The following is an 18,606-nucleotide window of genomic DNA, read 5'->3' on the forward strand; positions in this document are numbered from 1 at the left end:
TTCCCGATGCGCGCTCTACTCGTGCTGTTCAGCCTGCTGCTGCCACTGTCGTGGTCCACCGCCCAAGCCGCGGACAAGCTGGCCGTGGTCACCAGCTTCAGCATCCTCGCCGACATCACCCGCCAGGTCGGCGGCGAGCATGTACAGATCACCAACCTGGTAGGCGCCGATGAAGACGCCCACACCTACGAACCCACGCCGGACGATGCCAAGGCCCTGCTCAAGGCCCGGCTGATCATCAAGAACGGCCTGGGCTTCGAACCCTGGCTGGATCGCCTGGTGGCCAGCTCGGCCACCAAGACTGCGGTCATCACCGCCAGTCGCGGGGTGATTCCACGGACCCTGGACGAGGACGGCGAACAGGTGCCCGACCCGCACGCCTGGCACAACCTGGCCAACAGCGAACTCTATGTGAACACCATCACCCAGGCGCTGATCGCCGCCGACCCGGCCCACCAGGCCGACTACCAGCGCAACAGCCAGGCCTACCTGCAACAGATCTACCGCCTGCTGGCCGAGGCCAAGACCAAACTCGGCGCCCTGCCCCCGGGCAACCGCAAGATCGTCACCTCCCACGACGCCTTCGGCTACCTGGGCCAGGCCTACGGTATCGACTTCATGGCGCCCCAGGGTCTGTCCACCGAACGCGAACCCTCGGCCGCCGAAGTCGCGGCGCTGATCACCCAGATCCGCAACGCCAAGGTCAAGGCGGTGTTCATGGAGAACATCAAGGACGCCCGCCTGCTCAAGCAGATCGCCGACGAAAGCGGCGCCCATATCGGCGGCACCCTGTACTCCGACGCCCTCTCCGCCACGGGCCCGGCCAGCACCTTCATCGGGCTGTTCGAATACAACCTCAACACCCTGTACGACGCCCTGAGCCGACCATGATCCAACGCCCGCCACTGACGCTGCTGGACCTGGAAAGCGCTGCCCAGGGCAGTCGCTGGCCGCTGACCGCAGTGCTCGATGCCCTGCCCTGGAACAGCGACGGGCTGATCGCCGCCATCGCCCAGCAACACGGCAGCGGCGAGGTGCTGATGCTGGCCTGGATGAACCGCCGGGCCCTGGCCGAAACCCTGGCCAGCGGCCAGGTCTGCTACTGGTCGCGCTCGCGCCAGTGCCTGTGGCGCAAGGGCGAAAGCTCGGGCCACCGCCAGCGCCTGATCGAAGCGCGCCTGGACTGCGATGGCGACGCCGTGTTGCTGCAAGTGGAGCAACAAGGCCCCGCCTGCCACACCGGCCGCCCCAACTGTTTCTACAACGCCATTCGCGATGGCGCGGTGGAAGTCATCAGTTCCCCCTTGAAGGACTCGCGCCATGATTCGTAAAAACCCTTCCGGCGATCTGCCGGTAATCGCCGAATCCGCCTACGTGGACAAGACCGCCATCATCTGCGGCAAGGTGGTGATCGGCGACAACGTGTTCGTCGGCCCCTACGCGGTGATCCGCGCCGACGAGGTCGACGCCAGCGGCCAGATGGAAGCCATCACCATCGGCGCCAATTCGAACATCCAGGACGGCGTGGTGATCCACTCCAAATCCGGCGCCGCCGTCACCATCGGCCAGCACACCTCCATCGCCCACCGCTCCATCGTCCACGGCCCCTGCGTGGTCGGCGACCGGGTGTTCATCGGTTTCAACAGCGTGCTGTTCAACTGCGTGGTGGGCGACGGCAGCGTGGTCCGGCACAACTCGGTGGTGGACGGTCGCGACCTGCCCCCAGGCTTCTACGTGCCCTCCACCACCCGCATCGGCCCCAAGACCGACCTGGCGCAGTTCCCTCCGGTGAGCATCAGTGCCTCGGAGTTTTCCGAGGACGTGGCTCGCACCAACGTCGATCTGGTCCGCGGCTACAAGGCCCTGCAGAACGAGTTTTGAGCATGAGCCGAATCCTTATCCGCAATGCCCGCCTGGTGAACGAAGGACGGGAGTTCGACGCCGACCTGCTGGTCAATCATGGACGCATCGAGACCATCGGCAGCCTCGACCACCTCAGCGCCGAACTGGAAATCGACGCCCAGGGCCAATGGCTGCTGCCGGGGATGATCGACGACCAGGTGCACTTTCGCGATCCCGGCGCCCCGGAAAAAGGCAGCATCCATAGCGAGTCGCGCGCCGCAGTGGCCGGTGGCATCACCAGCTTCATGGACATGCCCAACACCTCGCCGGCGACCTTGACCCTGGCCGCCCTGGCCGACAAGAAACGCCGCGCAGCGATCACCTCGGTGGCCAACTACGGCTTTCACTTCGGCGTCAGCAACGACAACCTCGACACCGTCGCCGCCCTCGACCCCACCGAGGTCGCCGGGGTCAAGGTGTTCATGGGCGCCTCCACCGGCAACATGCTGGTGGACGATCCGCACGTGCTGGACCGGCTGTTTCGCCAGGTACCGACCCTCCTCCTGGCGCACTGCGAACACACCCCGAGCATCCAGCTCAAGCAACAACGCTGGCAGCAACTCTATGGCGAACAGATTCCCGCTGCCGCCCACCCGCGTATTCGCGACGCCGAGGCCTGCTACCGCTCCTCATCCCTGGCGGTGGAACTGGCGAAAAAACACGGCACCCGCCTGCACGTCCTGCACCTGACCAGCGCCCGGGAACTGGCCCTGTTCGAGGACCGGCCCCTGGCCGAAAAGCGCATCACCGCCGAAGTCTGCCTGCACCACCTGCTGTTCGATGACCGCGACTATCCGCGTCTTGGCCACCTGATCAAATGCAACCCGGCGATCAAGACCCAGGCCGATCGCGACGCCTTGCGCCAGGCCCTCAACAGCCAGCGCCTGGACATCATCGGCAGTGACCACGCGCCCCACACCTGGGAACAGAAACAGCAGCCCTACACCCGTGCGCCCGCCGGCCTGCCTCTGGTGCAACACGCCTTGCCGGCCTTGCTGGAACTGGTGGCGGACCAGGTCCTGCCCCTGACCACCCTGGTGGCCAAGACCAGCCACCGGGTCGCCGACCTGTTCGCCATCCCCGACCGTGGCTACCTGCGCGAAGGCTACTGGGCCGACTTGGTGCTGATCCGCACCGAGCCCGCGGGCCTGCTGGTGGACCAGCAGCCGATTCTTGCCCAGTGCGGCTGGACGCCGTTTGCCGGCCAACGCTTTCGCCATAGCGTCGCCACCACCCTGGTCTCGGGTCAGCTCGCCTGGCACCAGGGACGTCTGTATGACCACTGTCAGGGCCTGCCCCTGCGCTTCATCCGCTAATCCCCAAAGCCTGACCAAGGACCACCGAAGATGATCCGCATCACCCTGCCTGATGGCGCGTGCCGTGAGTACGACCAGCCGTTGTCCGTGTTCGAAGTGGCCGCCAGCATTGGCAGCGGCCTGGCCAAAGCCGCCGTGGCCGGACGGGTCGATGGCCGGCTGGTGGACTGTGACTACCTGTTGGACACCGACAGCCGCCTGAGCATCGTCACCGCGACCGATGCCGATGGCCTGGAAGTCCTGCGTCACTCCTGCGCCCACCTGCTGGCCATGGCGGTGAAGCAGCTGTATCCCTCGGCCCAGGTCACCATCGGCCCGGTGATCGAGGACGGCTTCTTCTACGACTTCGCCTATGAGCGCTCTTTCACCCCCGAGGATCTGGAACTGATCGAGGCGCGCATGCACAGCCTTGCCGCCACCAACCACACCTTGCGCCGCCGCGAGCTGTCCCGGGAGCAGGCGCTGCAACACTTCGCCGACCAGGGCGAGCACTACAAGGTCGAGCTGATCCGCGACCTGCCCCCGGAGGCCGTGCTGTCGCTGTACCGCCAGGGCGATTTCGAAGACCTGTGCCGCGGCCCCCACGTGCGTACCACCGGCCAGTTGCGGGCCTTCAAGCTGACCAAGGTGGCCGGCGCCTATTGGCGCGGCGATGCCAGCAACGCGCCGTTGCAACGGATCTACGGCACCTGCTGGGCCACCCGCCAGGATCTGGACGCCTATCTGCTGCGCCAGGAACAGGCCGCCAAGCGCGACCACCGCAAGCTGGGGCAGCAACTGGACCTGTTCCACTTCGACGATTGCGCGCCGGGTTCGGTGTTCTGGCATGCCAAGGGCTGGACCCTGTTCAAGCTGTTGATCGGCTACATGCGCCAGCGCCAGGAACAGGCCGGCTACCAGGAAGTGAACACCCCGGACGTGATGGACCGCAGCCTCTGGGAAACCTCCGGGCACTGGCAGAACTACCGCGACCACATGTTCACCACCAGCACCGAGGATCAGCGCACCTTCGCCCTCAAGCCCATGAACTGCCCCGGCGCGGTGGCGATCTTCGGCCACGGCTTGAAGAGCTACCGCGACCTGCCCCTGCGCATCGCCGAATTCGGCAAGGTCCATCGCTACGAACCTTCAGGGGCACTGCACGGCTTGCTGCGGGTCCGCCACTTTACCCAGGACGACGCCCACATCTTCTGCACCCCGGAACAGATGCAGGACGAATGCGCCCGCACCATCGCCCTGGTGTTCGACATTTATAAGGAGTTCGGTTTCGAAGACGTGGCGGTGAAGCTCTCCACGCGCCCGGCCAATCGCATCGGCAGCGACGAGACCTGGGATCAGCTGGAAAGCGCCCTGGTCGGCGCCCTGCAAAGCATGCAGATCGACTATCGGCTCAACCCGGGAGAAGGCGCCTTCTACGGTCCGAAACTGGAGTTCGTGCTGCGCGACGCCATCGGCCGCGACTGGCAGTGCGGCACCCTGCAAGTGGATCTCAACCTCCCCGAGCGCTTCGCCATCAGCTACATCGCCGACAACGGCGAACGCCGGCAACCGGTGATGCTGCACCGCGCGCTGTTCGGTTCACTGGAGCGCTTCATCGGCATCCTCATCGAGCACCACGGCGGCGCCCTGCCCTTGTGGCTGGCGCCGCAGCAGGTGGTGGTGCTCAACATCAGCGAGGCTCAGGCGGACTATGCCTGGGAAATCAGCGAACGCCTGCGCCGAGAGGGGCTGCGGTCCAGTGCCGACCTGCGCAACGAAAAGATCGGCTACAAGATCCGTGAGCACAGCCTGCAGAAAGTGCCCTACCTGCTGGTGATCGGGGACAAGGAGAAAGCCGGAGGCTACGTCAGCCTGCGCAGCAGAAATGGCGAGGATCTGGGACAGCTGACGCTGGAGCAGGTAGTGGAACGGATTAGCTAGCCGGTGCCCGGGCCTGTCGGCGAGGGCCCTGGTCCAGGTGACTGGAGGGCCGCTTCGCCGGCAAGCGCAGCGGCCGTCGCTGCTACAGGGTCGGTCAGGAAGCGCGAGGTTTGACCGTGCCGCAGTCCTGGCCCAGCCATACGGCGCGGGTGTCCATGCTGCCTTTTTGCTGCAGGCCGGTGGCATTGAAGGTGCCAATCACGTTGGTGGTGAACTCGCGATCACTGATGAACTTGGCCACCCCGTTGCCCTGAGCCTTGGGACAAGTGAAGCGAAACTTCCATTGATTGCCATTGCGCTCGGTGACCTGCTGCTGGCAACCCGATTGCGGGTCCTGCAGCGGAATGGTGTCGGATTTCACCTGGTCCGGCGTCAAGCACACCCGAATCCCCTTGCCGCCCATGGTCACGCCCTGTTTCTCCAGCATCGCCCGTTGTTCCGGGGTCATCTGTTGCTGCAGCTGGCCAAGAATCAGCGACAAGTCCGGCAAGTTCTGGTCATCGACCTTCATGTTGCTGCTGGTCAGTTCCCACAAGCCCGGTTGCAGCATCTGCGCCTGCGCAGCCAGTGGCAGCGCCAATCCCGCCGCCAAGGCCCAACCCAGTAAACGAAGTTTCATCGAATGACTCCTAGACATTAGTGGCCGTTAGACTTCGGCCAAGGCACGGCGTTGCATGCAGAATAAAATAGCGACATTCGCTGTGGAACATGGTCTGTTAGGCATTGAATCTTCAGGAGCAAAGGTTGCCCCATGGATTATTTTGGCCCGCACATCTTCGGCTATCTCATCGCGCTGTTGCATTTTCTCGGGCTGATCGCCGCGATCCACGCGGTGCTCACCGTCAGGACCGCCCAAGGCGCCATTGCCTGGGCCCTGTCACTGATGTTCATGCCCTACCTGACCCTGATTCCCTACCTGGTGTTCGGCCGCAGCACCTTCGATGCCTACATCCAGGCCCGGCGCCAGGCCAACGTGGAAATGCACAAGGCCATCAATGAGCTGAACTGGCGGCCCTGGGTCGAAGAGGCGCTCACCGCCCGTGCCTCCCAGGCCTATGCCACGCTGCGGGCCATGCCCAAGCTGGGGCGCATGCCGTGCCTGGCCAACAATCAGGTGCGCCTGCTGGTCAACGGCGACGCCACCTTCGAAGCGATCTTCAATGCCATCCGCCGCTCCCACAAGGCGGTGCTGATCCAGTTCTTCATCATTCACGACGACGAGCTGGGCCGGCGCCTGCAACGCCTGCTGCTGGAAAAGGCCGCCGAAGGCGTCTCCATCCACTTGCTCTACGACCGCATCGGCAGCCATTCCCTGCCCGCCGCTTATGTGCAGACCCTGCGTGACGCCGGGGTCCAGGTGCATGCCTTCGCCACCCGCAGTGGCTGGCTCAACCGCTTCCAGGTGAACTTCCGCAATCACCGCAAGATTGTGGTGGTGGACGGCTTGCTGGGTTTTGTCGGCGGGCACAACGTCGGTGACGAATACCTGGGCAAGAAACCGCCCCTGGCGCCCTGGCGCGATACCCACGTGCAGGTCAGCGGTCCGGTGGTGGCCTGCCTGCAGGAGTCCTTTGCCGAAGACTGGTTCTGGGCGGCCCGGGAACTGCCGCCGCTGATCCTTCCAGACACCTACCCGGATGACGGCGTGCTCTGCCAATTGCTCGCCAGCGGCCCCGCCGATGCCTACGAAACATGCTCGCTGTTCTTCGTCGAAGCGATCCATGCCGCCACCGAACGGGTGTGGATCACCAGCCCGTATTTCATTCCCGATGAAGCGGTCTTCGCCGCCCTGCGCCTGGCCGTGCTGCGGGATGTGGACGTGCGCATCCTGCTGCCCTCGCGCCCGGACCATCGCATCGTCTACGCCGCCTCCAGCCTCTACGCCTTCGAGGCGGTGCGCGCCGGGGTCCGGGTCTTCCGTTATCAGCCGGGGTTCCTGCATCAAAAGGTGGTGTTGATCGACAACGAGATCAGCGCCATTGGCAGCGCCAACCTGGACAACCGCTCGTTCCGCTTGAATTTCGAAGTGATGCTGCTGACCGTGGACGACGACTTCGCCACCGAGGTGGAGCAGATGCTGGAAGCCGACTTCGCCAAGGCCCGGGAAATCGCCCGGGAAGAAAGCCGCCAGACCCACCGCCTGCAACAACTGGGCATGCGGGTCGCGCGGCTGATTTCACCGATCCTGTAGGGAGCCACTCAGGGTCTGCAGCAAACGCTGCCGGGCCTAGGGGTGATAGAGGTCGTCCCGGGTCCAGGGCAACTCATGACTGCCATCGGCATGGGTCTTGACCGCGAGGATCTGGTGCAGATTGATCCAGCCCTTGGCAAACGCATAGGCGCAACCCGCCAGGTACAGCCGCCAGATCCGTAGCGCTTGCGGCGGCACCTGCTGGCCGGCCGCCTCCAGGTTGTCCTCCAGGCGCTCGCTCCAGTGATCCAGGGTGCGGGCGTAATGCAGGCGCAGGCTTTCGACATCGACGATTTCCAGCCCGGCCTCGCTGATTTGCGCCGAGATCATCGCCAGGTGCGGCAGCTCGCCATTGGGGAATACATACCGCTCGATGAAATCCCCGGCGCCCCGGCCCACGGGACGTCCGTCGGTGTGCTTGGCGGTGATGCCGTGGTTCATCACCAGGCCGCCCTCGCGCACCGCGTTGAACAGGGTCCGGCAGTATTCCGGCAGATTGGCATGGCCCACATGTTCGAACATGCCGACGCTGACCACCTTGTCGAAGCGGCCATCCTGAGGCAGGTCGCGATAGTCCAGCAACTGCAGCTCCACCAGATCGTCCAGGCCTTCGGCACTGACCCGTTCACGGGCCAGGGCCAGTTGTTCCTTGCTCAAGGTGATGCCAAAGACCTTGGCGCCGAACTCGCGGGCAGCGTAACGGGCCAGCCCGCCCCAACCGCAACCGACATCCAGCAGGTAATCCCCCGGTTGCAGGCGCAGCTTGCGGCACAGGTGGCGGAATTTGGCTTGCTGGGCCTGTTCCAGGGACTCGCTGCCGGTCTCGAAGTAGGCGCAGGAATAGGCCATGTCACTGTCGAGCCAGAGCTGATAGAAGGCGTTGGAAAGGTCGTAATGGTAGGAAATGGCCGCCGCGTCCGTGGCCTTGTCGTGCTGCGTGCGCACCGGCTGATCGTCGTCATCCTCATTCAGCAAGGCCTGGCTCAGCTCATCGCACACCCGGATGACTTCACTGATGGAGCCTTCGAGTTCCAGCTTGCCCTCGACAAAGGCGCCCCCCAGTGCGTCCAGGCTGGGATGGGTAAATTGCGCAACCAGCTGCGGGTCCTTGACCACGATGGTGACGCTGGGCTCCGGCCCAAGATTGAATTCATGGCCATCCCAGAGCCGCAGGCGCAAGGGTAATTGCAGATTCTGTAAGGCCGGTGGAAGTTGCGCGAGCATGAAAAATCCCCCCTGTTTCAGACGTCTGAAATGAGGGTAGACCATCTTGGAAAATTAGCTGGCTATCGAATTTCCAGCGGTTTTCCAGGACTCGCGGCGTACCACCAGGCCGTCTTCGACCCACTGTTTGAGCCAGGTAACGGCTTGCAACGGGGCCCCCTCAAGGTAAGTGACGGCCAGCTCGGCACAGAGTTCCGCGAAACTCCACTGCGCCTCGATCATGCCTCGCAACCCTTGGGCTTCTGCTGACGACAAGCTGCGATAGCGGCAGACCCGATCCACCCGCCATACCAGGCAAGGCTGCTCTTGTTCGAGTAAAGCACTCTCGGGGAAATCCGCCCGATCCTTGACCGCGCGCCACTGGGCGAGGCTGTTGTAACGGCAGTCCAGCCACTGCACACAAGGCGCCAGTTGCAGTTGCAGCAGCGGCCACTCTTCGGCGTCCAGGGCCGCCATGTCCGCCACCGTCAGCACCTGGGCCTCGGCGGCGTCAAAGGCCAGGGTGAACGCCCACTCCAGGCGCGCCAGTTCCGCCAGGGGCAGGCCCTGCTCCGGCACCAGATGGCCCTGGATGAACTCGGCGAAGCCCTGCCCCAACCAGCGCAGGCTGAAATGCCGGGAGGGAGATTGGCGTATATAAGCGCCGGCCAGTGACGCGAACTCCTCATCGCCAAGCCACTGCAGGATCGTCGGAAAGTCCGCCACCATGACTTCCAGCAGCCGCGCCTGGTAGGCGTTGTGGTAAATCGCCAGACCGGTGGCGACATTCAGGGTCGGTCCGCCGATCAGGCTGTTGCCCAGTAGGCTGTCCGCCTGGGACTGCTCGGCCAGCAGGTAGCGTTCAAAGGCCAGTTGCCATTCGTTCAGGCGCATTCAAGCCTCCCGGACAGCGCCCGTTGCCCCAGCGCGCGAGCCTTGTGCAGTTCGCCGAGCAGTTCGCTCAACGGCGGAAAATGATCGTCACGCTCCAGCAGGGTCGCGACCGGCCCAAGGTGTTGCAGGGTGCGCTGATACAGCGCCCAGACCGGATCGCACACCGGCTGGTCATGGGTGTCGATCACGTAGTCGCCATGATCCTGATGCCCGGCCAGATGCAATTGCCGCACCCGTTGCGCCGGCAGCCCCTGGATGAACTGCCAGGGATCGAAACCGTGATTGCGTGAACTGACGTAGACGTTGTTCACGTCCAGCAACAGCTCGCAGCCACTGAGCTGGCTCAAGGCGGCCAGAAACTCCCACTCGCTGAACTGATCGGCGGCGGCGCGCACATAGCTGGAGACGTTCTCCAGCACCAGGGGACGCTCCAGCACCTCCTGCACCTGGCGCACCCGGCCCGCCACGTACTCCAGGCTTTCCTCGGTGTAGGGCAAGGGCAGCAGATCGTGCAGTTGATGAGCGTTGCCGCGGCTCCAGCACAGGTGATCGGAAATCCAGGCCGGCTCAACCCGCCGGGCCAGTTGCTTGAGTTGCTTGAGGTAGTCCAGGTCCAGGGCGTGGGGACCGCCAATGGACAACGACACCCCATGCATCACGATGGGGTAACGCTCGGCAATGGCGTCCAGGTAGTAAAGGGCCTTGCCGCCCTCGACCATGAAGTTCTCGGACACCACTTCAAACCAGTCGACGTCCGGTGCTTCATCGAGAATCTGCTGGTAGTAGGCGCTGCGCAAACCCAGGCCATAGCCCAGGCAGGAAGAAAGGTCAGACATAGCGAACTCCTCGCAAGGTGGCCGCAGTGGTCGTCAGTCCCACTGCGGCTGCACGGATTCGCCGCTTACTCGCCGACTTTGCCGCCGGCTTTTTCGCACTCCGACTGGGTCATCGCCTTGAAGCCCTGGCCTTTGCAAGCGCCCATGCCTTTGCAGGCGTGGTCTTTGGTCTTGCAGTCGTTCTGGCCTTTGCAGCCGTTGACGCCATAACAATGAACCTGGGCATCAGCTGCCGAAGCCTGAGTGGCAACACCGGCAAACAGGGTGGCGGCAGCGAAAGCCAGGGCAGCACCAGCAGCGGTTTTCTTCATGTTCATTTTTTGTTCCTCAATAATCGCAGGGGATGACGGGAGGCGTGTGCAATCCCGTCATAGCACTAGAGAGAGGAAGCTCCCCGGCGTTACAGCCGGTTTAAAAAAATTCTGCGCGGCGGCCTTTCGCCGGTAACCCGGCAGCTACAGGCTTCAGCAACGGCTCCTGAAACCGCAGCAGGTGCCGCGGATCAGCAGCACACACACCGCAGCAGCCAGTACCGCGACAGCAAACAGAGCGATAAACGCCAGACGACCGACGGGAATCCACGGGCTACCCAGTTCATGTGTTCCACGTGGAACCTTACTCATGGCTGCGATCCGGATGCTTTGCTCGGCAGGCTCGGCGGACCATCCACCAGTACCCGGAACTGCGCGCCGATCAATACCGCCAGGCGCGCCGGCGCTGCGGATAACGCTGGGACAATGCGTTGCTGTATAAGCCATCGAGTGATTTTTTTGTCGCACGCCATGCCTTTTCATCTACGGCGTGCGTCGTAGTCTCTGTACGAACAGTTTTGAGACGAAGGTCAGGCAAGGCGAAAACGGTCGAGGAACGGCCGGGGTCGCGTTCGACTTTACGGGGTGTAAATGAGCATTCCGATCGGACTCGCGCACGAGACCGTTTTCAACGCAGCATCACCGAGTATCCAGGCTTTTCGTACAGAGCCCAGACACCACTGGCAGCCAGTTGCTCACGCAGAAACTTCTGATGTCAGCCCCTGGCATTTATGGCAATAATCCAGCCCTGCTCACCGCGTGCGACAAGGAACCGTCCCATCATGCTCTCGATTTACCAGCTCAAACCGCGCTTTCAGAACCTGCTGCGGCCGTTGGTGCAGCGCCTGTACGACAACGGCACCACGGCCAACCAGATCACCGTCCTGGCCGCCGTCATCTCAATCCTGGTCGGCACCGTCATCGCCCTGTTCGCCAGCCACACCTGGCTGTTCGCCCTGATTCCGCTGTGGATGATCCTGCGCATGGCGCTGAACGCCATCGACGGCATGCTGGCCCGGGAATTCGGCCAGCAATCGCGCCTGGGCGCCTACCTCAATGAACTGTGCGACGTGGTCGCCGACAGCGCCCTGATCCTGCCTTTCGCCCTGCTCCCGGGCGTCAGCCTGCTGCTGGTGCTGGCGGTGACCCTATTGGCGCTGTTCAGCGAATACGCCGGGGTGCTCGGGCCGATGGTCGGCGCCTCACGGCGCTACGACGGGCCCATGGGCAAAAGCGACCGCGCCTTCGTCCTCGGCGTGCTGGCCACCGGCATCGCCCTGGGCTGGCTCGGCGCCCTGTGGATCAACGGCGTGTTGGCACTGGTCGCCGCACTGCTGGTCTACACCCTGATCAATCGGGTCCGCCAGGGCCTCAAAGAAGTTCAGCACAACGCTCCCTCTGCATAAGGAAATGGTAATGCGCGACGCTCAACACCAGACGTTCCGGACCCATGACGGCGTCGAACTGTTTTACCGCCACTGGCCGGCCACTGAAGTGGCCCCAGGCGAACCGCGGCAGGCGGTGATGCTGTTTCATCGCGGTCACGAACACTCTGGGCGCATTGCCCATCTGGTGGACGAGCTGAACCTGCCGCAGGTCGACTTCTTCGCCTGGGACGCCCGTGGCCACGGCCAATCGCCGGGCGCCCGGGGCGACAGCCCGAGCTTCGCCACCAGCGTGCGCGACGTGCAAACCTTCTGCGACCACCTGGGCAGCGCCCACGGCATCGACGAAGAAAACATCGCCGTGGTGGCCCAGAGCGTCGGCGCGGTGATCGCCTCCACCTGGGTCCACGACTACGCCCCACGGATTCGCTCCCTGGTGCTGGCCTCGCCGGCGTTCAAGGTCAAGCTGTACGTGCCTTTCGCCCGCCCGGGCCTGGCCCTGATGCGGCGCTTTCGCGGCAACTTCTTCGTCAACAGCTACGTCAAGGCGCGCTTCTTGAGCCACGACCCGGAACGGGTCCACAGCTACGACGCCGACCCGCTGATCACCAAGGCGATCTCGGTCAACGTGCTGCTGGGCCTGTATGAAGCAGCCGACCGGGTGGTGGCCGATGCCCAGGCCATTCAGGTGCCGACCCAACTGCTGATCTCCGGCTCGGACTTCGTGGTGCACCGCAAGCCCCAGGAGCAGTTCTTCGAACGCCTGGGCAGCCTGCACAAGGAAAAACACATCCTCCCGGGCTTCTTCCACGACACCCTGGGAGAAAAGAACCGCGCGCCGGCCATGGCCAGCATCCGCCGCTTCATCCTGCAGAACTTCACCCGCCCGCTGAACCGCCCTGCCCTGCTGGACGCCGACCGCCTGGGCGTGACCTGCGCCGAGTCCGAAGCCCTGGCCGCGCCGCTGCCCCACAACTCCCTGCGCGACCTGTACTGGCGCGCCACCCGCGCCAGCATGCGCCTGGGCAGCCAGCTGTCGGCGGGGGTCAAGCTGGGCTTCGACACCGGCTTCGACTCCGGCAGCACCCTGGACTACGTCTACCGCAACCAACCCACCGGGCATTCCGCCCTGGGCCGGCTGATCGACCAGAACTATCTGAACTCCATCGGCTGGCGCGGCATTCGCCAGCGCAAGCTGCACGTGGAAGAGTTGCTGCGCCAGGCCATGGAAAAGCTCCGTGAGCAGGACAGCGAAGTGCGCATCGTCGACATCGCCGCCGGCCACGGCCGCTACATCCTCGAAGCCCTGCAAGGGGTCAGCCCGCTGCCGGAATCGATCCTGCTGCGCGACTACAGCGACATCAACGTGCGCGACGGCAGTGCCCTGATCCAGGAAAAGGGCCTGGGTGACATCGCGCGCTTCGTCAAAGGCAACGCCTTCGACCGTGAGGACCTCGCCGCCCTTGATCCCAAGCCGACCCTGGCGGTGGTCTCCGGGCTCTATGAACTGTTCGCCGACAACCAGATGGTCGGCGGTTCCCTGGCGGGGCTGGCCAGCGCCGTGGAACCCGGCGGCTACCTGGTGTACACCGGCCAGCCGTGGCACCCGCAACTGGAACTGATCGCCCGCGCCCTGACCAGCCACCGCGAAGGCCAGGCCTGGGTCATGCGCCGCCGCACCCAGGCGGAAATGGATCAGTTGGTGGAAGCCGCGGGCTTTCGCAAGATCACCATGCGCGTGGATGAGTGGGGGATCTTCAGCGTGTCCCTGGCGCAACGGGTGCAATGATGAGCGCAGGCGCCTTGCCGGCGCGGGAGCCAGGCCTGCTGAAACCGGCGGTGCTCTGGCTGCTGCTCTTGGCACCGCTGTTCTTCAGCACCTACGGCTTCGCCACCTGGGTCACCGCGCAACGGGACGATGTCGGCAGTCTGGTCTTCGACTGGGAGCGGCATATGCCGTTCTGGGCCTGGACCATCGTGCCCTACTGGTCCATCGACCTGCTCTACGGCTTCTCCCTGCTGCTGCCGCGCAGCCGGGACGAGCTCAAGCGCCACGCCCTGCGCCTGCTCACCGCCCAGGTGATCGCGGTCAGTTGCTTCCTGCTCTGGCCGCTGCGCTTCACCTTTGCCCGGCCAGAGCTGGACGGGGTGTTCGGCTGGCTGTTCGAGGTGCTGGCCGGCTTCGACAAACCCTTCAACCAGGCCCCTTCCCTGCACATCGCGCTGCTGGTGGTGCTGTGGGTCTGCTACGCCCGGCATAGCCAGGGCTTCTGGCGCTGGCTGGTGCATGGCTGGTTCGGCTTGATCGGGGTGTCGGTGCTCACCACTTATCAACACCACTTTGTCGATGTGCCTACCGGCGCCCTGGCCGGCTGGCTGTGTGTCTGGCTATGGCCGCTGGATCGCCCCAGCCCGCTGTTCAGCGCACAGCGGGCCCAAGACCCGCGGCGCCGCCAACTGGCCTGGCGCTACGCCCTGGGCGCGGTGCTATTGGCGGTGGCCGCCTTCACCTGGGGCGGCACCGGGCTGTGGTTGATCTGGCCCGCCGTGGCGTTGTTGCTGGTGGCCCTGAACTACGCGCTGCTCGGCTCCGCAGGGTTCCAGAAACGCGAGGACGGACGCCTGAGCCCCGCCGCCCGCTGGTTGCTGGCGCCCTATCTGGCAGCGGCCTGGATCAACTCGCGGCTGTGGACAAAAAAACATCCACAGCCGGATCAGGTTGTGGATAACGTCTGGCTCGGCCGCCTGCCCACCCCAGCCGAGCTCAAGGACAGCCCCTTTGTCGCGGTGCTCGACCTGTGCGCCGAGCTGTCCCTGGACCGCCGTGGCTTGCAGGCCTACCAGAGCCTGCCGGTACTGGACCTGTGTGCCCTCAGCCCCGAGCAGTGCCTGGCTGCGGCGCAAGCCGTTGAACGCCTGCGCCAGCAAGGCCCGCTGCTGGTGTGCTGTGCCCTGGGCTATTCCCGCAGTGCCACGGCCATTGCCGCCTGGCTGCTGCACAGCGGCCGCGCCGCCACCGTGGACGCAGCCATCGTGCAGATCCAGCGGGCACGCCCGCAGATCGTCCTGCAAGCGGCCCATCGGCAGGCGCTGGAAACCCTGATCAGTAGCAAGAGAGCGGCCCATGTCCAGTGAGATGCAGCTCTACAGCGTCGCCAGCCTGCTGCGCCGGGGCCGGGCCCTGGATCAGTTATCCACAGGCCTGACCCTGCTGGGCGCCCTGTATGGCCTGGGCCAGTACCTGCTGGCCAGTGTCAGCCTGGGAGGCTTGATCGTCAGCCTCGCCCTGGTGCTGCTGGGGCTGGTGGAAAAGTACCTGGCGCTGCGCGTGGCCTTCGACGCCGACCTGTTTCAGCGCGTGGCCGATGGCCCCGCGTCCCTCGAACACAGCACCCAGGCCCTGGATCAGGCCCTGAGCGCCCTCGGCCTGCAACCTGCGCAGCGCGGCGGCCGGCCCTGGAACGAACGCAGCCGCGGTGCCCTTGGCCTGCTGCGCCGCCAGGCGTTGCTGCTGGCGGCACAAGTGCTGGTGCTGTTGAGCTTGATCCTGGCCAGCCCCTGGCTGACCTTCGCCGGATAAGGAATGCCCATGTTCGAACCCCTGGTTGCCAACCTCATCACCTCCGCCGCCCGCAGCATCACTGGCGCCCGCAGCCTGTGGCTCGGCTCCGCGCCGCGACCGGTGCAGCGGATCTACTTCGCCAACCACAGCAGCCACGGCGACTTCGTGCTGCTCTGGGCCTCGCTGCCGCCGGCCCTGCGCAAACTGACCCGGCCCGTGGCCGGTGCCGACTACTGGCACAAAAGCGCCCTGCGCCGCTACATCATCAACCGGGTGTTCAACGGCGTGCTGATCGACCGCGAGCGCAAGGAGGCTGTGGATAACAATCCGCTGCAGCCGATGCTCGATGCCCTGGACAACGGCGACTCGCTGATCATCTTTCCGGAGGGCACGCGCAACCTGGAAGACGGCCTGCTGCCGTTCAAGAGCGGGATCTACCACCTGGCCAAACGTTATCCACAGGTGGAGGTGATTCCGGTGTGGATCGCCAACCTCAACCGGGTCATGCCCAAGGGTCGCTTCCTGCCCCTGCCCCTGCTGTGCACCACCAGCTTCGGTGCGCCACTGACCCTGGAAGAGGATGAAAGCAAGGAACACTTTCTCGAACGCAGCCGCGCCGCGCTGCTGGCCATGGCTCCGGAGCACAGCTGAAATGGATAAGCAGACCCTGATGTTGTTCGGCGGCATCGGCGCCATTCTGGTGCTGGCCTCGCTGATCGGTTTCATCCTCAAGTGGCGCACCCGCGGCGCGCCCAACCCGGTGATCGACAACCTCAATGCGCGGATCAATGCCTGGTGGGTGATGGTGCTGGTGATCGGCATCGCCTTCTGGCTCGGCACGGCGGCGGTGATCCTGCTGTTCTACGCGGTGTCGTTCTACGCCCTGCGCGAATTCCTCACCCTGACCCCCACCCGGCGCAGCGACTACCCGGCCCTGGTGGCGGCCTTCTACCTGGCCCTGCCCCTGCAGTACCTGCTGATCTACTCCGACTGGTACGGATTGTTCTCGATCTTCATCCCGGTCTACGTCTTCCTGCTGCTGCCGATCCTGGCGTCCCTGGGGGGCGACAGCACGCACTTTCTGGAACGGGCCTCCAAGGTTCAGTGGGGGCTGATGATCGCGGTGTTCTGCGTGTCCTTCGTGCCGGCCCTGCTGACCCTGGACATCGCTGGCTACGAAGGCCGCAACCTGCTGCTGATCGCCTATCTGGTGATCGTGGTGCAGCTCTCGGATGTGCTGCAGTACGTCTGTGGAAAACTCTTCGGCAAACGCAAGATCGCCCCCAACCTGTCACCGTCCAAGACCGTCGAGGGCTTTGTCGGCGGCATCCTCCTGGCGTCCTTGATCGGCGGCGCGCTGTTCTGGATCACCCCGTTCAACATCTGGCAGTCGTTCCTGATCGCCCTGCTGATCAACCTGCTGGGCTTTGCCGGCGGCATCGTCATGTCCGCGATCAAGCGCGACCGCGGGGTCAAGGACTGGGGACACATGATCGAGGGCCACGGCGGCATGCTCGATCGCCTGGATTCGGTGTGCTTCGCCGCGCCGATCTTCTTCCACCTGGTGCGCTACTGGTGGACCTGAGACAGGTCCACCAGTAGCGGGTTTGCGCCCGCTACGCGGTCATGCGCGAACAAACGCCCCGGCCAGCGCTGTTGATCACCCCGGTAGATGCCCCAATGGCAGGGGCCCCGGGGTTTTCACCGTATGAATGGCGAAGTTACTGCGGATGTCGCTGACCCCGGGGATCTTCAGCAAGTGGCCAGTGAGGAAACAGTCGTAACCGCGCAGATCCGGGACCACCACCTGCAGCAGGAAGTCCGATTCGCCGGAGACCAGGAACGCCGAGATCACTTCCGGCAACTGCAACACCGCCTGGCGGAAGGCTTCGGCCTCGGCGTCGTTGTGTCGCTCCACCTTGACCCCGACGAACACCGTCAGCCCCAGCCCCACTTCATCCCGGTCCAGGGTCGCCTGGTAGCCACGGATCACCCCCGCCTCCTCCAGCATGCGCACCCGGCGCAAACAGGGTGACGGCGACAGGCCGATCTCCTCGGCCAGTTGCACATTGCTCAGGCGGCCGTCGCGCTGCAGGGCAGCGAGGATCTTGCGGTCGTAGGCATCGAGTTTCATGTTTGGCATATCCGGATGGTCATTCCATTGAAAGCTGGAAGATTATGCCAATTTTCACCGCCTTGCTGGTTGATTACGCAAGCACCTGCCCGCCCCTGTGGCCCTAAACTGGGCGCACCGACTCGACAACGAATGGGGGTGCAAGGTGGCGCAACTGTGGATGTATTTCCTGGCTCTGGCGGTGGTCTACCTGCTGCCCGGGCCTGACATGATCCTGCTGCTGCAGACCGGTGCCCGCCAGGGCAAGGCCCAGGCGCTGGCCACGGCCCTGGGGCTGGCTGTCTCCCGCGGCTGTCATGTGGCCCTGGCCGCCCTGGGCCTGGCGGCGCTGTTCAAGGCCGCCCCCTGGACCTTCGACGTGGTACGCCTGGCGGGCGCCGCCTACCTGCTGTGGATCGGTATCCAGTGCCTGCGGGCCAACCTCCTGCCCAACCTCGACAGCGCCGGCACGGCGGCCACGCCCCTGCGCTGGCGCCAGGCGATCCAGCGCGGCCTGCTGACCAACCTGCTGAACCCCAAGGCGTTGCTGTTCTGCTCGGTGCTGCTGCCGCAGTTCATCGATCCCCAGGCCGGCGCGGTAGCCCCCCAATTCGTCACCCTGGGTGTGTTGCTGGTGGCGGTGGGCGGGCTGTTCGACTGCTGCTACGCCCTGGTCGGTGCCGGGCTGGGCCGCTGGATGCAGCGCAGCCCCTCGGCCCAGCGCTTGCAGCAATGGCTGTTCGGCAGCCTGCTGATCGGCTTTGCCTTGCGCCTGACCTTCGTCCAGCAGGCCTGACGGGCCCAAGGATCGCCGCCACTTCGATCTCTGCTGCACCGATCTCTGTAGCCGCTGCTGAGCCATAGCGAAGCTGCGAAAAGGCCCAAAGGGCCTTGCCTGGCAATCTCCCGACAGCATGCGCACGCCCCAACAATCGCCGCGACCGCTGCGTCGAAGTGCCGCCCAGCTCGTTCG

Annotated in this window: 20 protein-coding genes; 13 read left to right on the plus strand and 7 right to left on the minus strand. The window is 64.7% G+C overall.

The window, feature by feature from the left end; all coding sequences use genetic code 11:
• Nucleotides 1-6 precede the first annotated feature (6 nt).
• From PQT43_RS25775 to thrS, 5 genes are read left to right on the plus strand one after another with little or no spacing between them, the layout of a single operon-like run.
• Complete coding sequence (locus PQT43_RS25775; protein ID WP_170001394.1) at nucleotides 7-891, plus strand: metal ABC transporter substrate-binding protein; 885 nt, start codon at nucleotides 7-9, stop codon at nucleotides 889-891.
• Entirely contained in the window at nucleotides 888-1,331 is a 444-nt protein-coding gene (gene hisI / locus PQT43_RS25780) for a phosphoribosyl-AMP cyclohydrolase (protein ID WP_110594167.1), read from the plus strand. Before PQT43_RS25775 ends, hisI begins: the two co-directional genes overlap by 4 nt.
• Complete coding sequence (locus tag PQT43_RS25785; RefSeq protein WP_102862389.1) at nucleotides 1,321-1,881, plus strand: gamma carbonic anhydrase family protein; 561 nt, start codon at nucleotides 1,321-1,323, stop codon at nucleotides 1,879-1,881. Before hisI ends, PQT43_RS25785 begins: the two co-directional genes overlap by 11 nt.
• 2 nt (nucleotides 1,882-1,883) lie before the next feature.
• Complete coding sequence (locus PQT43_RS25790; protein WP_272754987.1) at nucleotides 1,884-3,218, plus strand: dihydroorotase; 1,335 nt, start codon at nucleotides 1,884-1,886, stop codon at nucleotides 3,216-3,218.
• A gap of 30 nt (nucleotides 3,219-3,248) precedes the next feature.
• Nucleotides 3,249-5,138 (plus strand): threonine--tRNA ligase, encoded by a 1,890-nt coding sequence (thrS, locus tag PQT43_RS25795; RefSeq protein WP_272754988.1) that lies wholly within the window; start codon nucleotides 3,249-3,251, stop codon nucleotides 5,136-5,138.
• A 94-nt stretch (nucleotides 5,139-5,232) separates the two neighbouring features.
• Here the strand turns inward: thrS and PQT43_RS25800 are convergent, their stop codons facing one another.
• The gene (locus PQT43_RS25800) at nucleotides 5,233-5,757 is read right to left on the minus strand and encodes a DUF3617 domain-containing protein (protein ID WP_170001391.1); all 525 of its coding nucleotides are present in this window, start codon (nucleotides 5,755-5,757) and stop codon (nucleotides 5,233-5,235) included.
• 132 nt (nucleotides 5,758-5,889) lie between these two features.
• On the opposite strand from PQT43_RS25800, the gene cls reads away from it, so the two are divergent.
• Complete coding sequence (cls, locus tag PQT43_RS25805; RefSeq protein ID WP_102881371.1) at nucleotides 5,890-7,329, plus strand: cardiolipin synthase; 1,440 nt, start codon at nucleotides 5,890-5,892, stop codon at nucleotides 7,327-7,329.
• A gap of 36 nt (nucleotides 7,330-7,365) precedes the next feature.
• Here cls and cfaB read toward each other — a convergent pair whose 3' ends face one another.
• From cfaB to PQT43_RS25830, 5 genes are all read right to left on the minus strand, one after another.
• Complete coding sequence (cfaB, locus tag PQT43_RS25810) at nucleotides 7,366-8,553, minus strand: C17 cyclopropane fatty acid synthase CfaB (protein WP_102881372.1); 1,188 nt, start codon at nucleotides 8,551-8,553, stop codon at nucleotides 7,366-7,368.
• 54 nt (nucleotides 8,554-8,607) lie between these two features.
• Nucleotides 8,608-9,426, minus strand: a complete 819-nt coding sequence (locus PQT43_RS25815; protein ID WP_170001389.1) for an HvfC/BufC N-terminal domain-containing protein — start codon at nucleotides 9,424-9,426, stop codon at nucleotides 8,608-8,610.
• Nucleotides 9,417-10,262, minus strand: coding sequence for an MNIO family bufferin maturase (gene bufB / locus PQT43_RS25820; RefSeq protein ID WP_102862396.1), 846 nt, complete (start codon nucleotides 10,260-10,262; stop codon nucleotides 9,417-9,419). The genes PQT43_RS25815 and bufB overlap by 10 nt, the downstream gene beginning before the upstream one ends.
• A 65-nt stretch (nucleotides 10,263-10,327) precedes the next feature.
• Nucleotides 10,328-10,579 carry a BufA2 family periplasmic bufferin-type metallophore gene (gene bufA2 / locus PQT43_RS25825; RefSeq protein WP_102862397.1) on the minus strand — a complete coding sequence of 84 codons (252 nt, stop codon included), beginning with the start codon at nucleotides 10,577-10,579 and terminating at the stop codon, nucleotides 10,328-10,330.
• Between the two features lie 147 nt (nucleotides 10,580-10,726).
• On the minus strand, nucleotides 10,727-10,885 hold the full coding sequence (locus tag PQT43_RS25830) for a hypothetical protein (RefSeq protein ID WP_170001344.1): 159 nt from the start codon (nucleotides 10,883-10,885) through the stop codon (nucleotides 10,727-10,729).
• 470 nt (nucleotides 10,886-11,355) lie between these two features.
• Here PQT43_RS25830 and PQT43_RS25835 point away from each other — a divergent pair, with 470 nt between their 5' ends.
• From PQT43_RS25835 to PQT43_RS25860, 6 genes are read left to right on the plus strand one after another with little or no spacing between them, the layout of a single operon-like run.
• Nucleotides 11,356-11,979: a CDP-alcohol phosphatidyltransferase family protein gene (locus PQT43_RS25835; RefSeq protein ID WP_272754992.1), complete on the plus strand. Its 624-nt coding sequence runs from the start codon at nucleotides 11,356-11,358 to the stop codon at nucleotides 11,977-11,979.
• 10 nt (nucleotides 11,980-11,989) lie between these two features.
• Entirely contained in the window at nucleotides 11,990-13,747 is a 1,758-nt protein-coding gene (locus tag PQT43_RS25840; protein ID WP_272754993.1) for a bifunctional alpha/beta hydrolase/class I SAM-dependent methyltransferase, read from the plus strand.
• Complete coding sequence (locus PQT43_RS25845) at nucleotides 13,747-15,093, plus strand: phosphatase PAP2/dual specificity phosphatase family protein (protein WP_267269154.1); 1,347 nt, start codon at nucleotides 13,747-13,749, stop codon at nucleotides 15,091-15,093. Before PQT43_RS25840 ends, PQT43_RS25845 begins: the two co-directional genes overlap by 1 nt.
• The gene (locus PQT43_RS25850; protein ID WP_102881376.1) at nucleotides 15,083-15,538 is read left to right on the plus strand and encodes a hypothetical protein; all 456 of its coding nucleotides are present in this window, start codon (nucleotides 15,083-15,085) and stop codon (nucleotides 15,536-15,538) included. The genes PQT43_RS25845 and PQT43_RS25850 overlap by 11 nt, the downstream gene beginning before the upstream one ends.
• A 9-nt stretch (nucleotides 15,539-15,547) precedes the next feature.
• Complete coding sequence (locus PQT43_RS25855) at nucleotides 15,548-16,171, plus strand: lysophospholipid acyltransferase family protein (protein WP_102881377.1); 624 nt, start codon at nucleotides 15,548-15,550, stop codon at nucleotides 16,169-16,171.
• Between the two features lies 1 nt (nucleotide 16,172).
• Nucleotides 16,173-17,105 (plus strand): phosphatidate cytidylyltransferase, encoded by a 933-nt coding sequence (locus PQT43_RS25860; protein ID WP_102881378.1) that lies wholly within the window; start codon nucleotides 16,173-16,175, stop codon nucleotides 17,103-17,105.
• 75 nt (nucleotides 17,106-17,180) lie between these two features.
• On the opposite strand, the gene PQT43_RS25865 is transcribed toward PQT43_RS25860, so the two are convergent.
• Nucleotides 17,181-17,654 (minus strand): Lrp/AsnC family transcriptional regulator, encoded by a 474-nt coding sequence (locus PQT43_RS25865; protein ID WP_272754996.1) that lies wholly within the window; start codon nucleotides 17,652-17,654, stop codon nucleotides 17,181-17,183.
• Between the two features lie 160 nt (nucleotides 17,655-17,814).
• Between PQT43_RS25865 and PQT43_RS25870 the strand changes: the two genes are divergently transcribed.
• Nucleotides 17,815-18,429, plus strand: coding sequence for a LysE family translocator (locus PQT43_RS25870; protein WP_306468926.1), 615 nt, complete (start codon nucleotides 17,815-17,817; stop codon nucleotides 18,427-18,429).
• The last annotated feature ends 177 nt before the right edge of the window (nucleotides 18,430-18,606 follow it).

It is taken from the genome of Pseudomonas sp. BLCC-B112 (genome assembly GCF_028550695.1).
GTDB classification, from domain to species: Bacteria; Pseudomonadota; Gammaproteobacteria; order Pseudomonadales; family Pseudomonadaceae; genus Aquipseudomonas; species Aquipseudomonas danubii.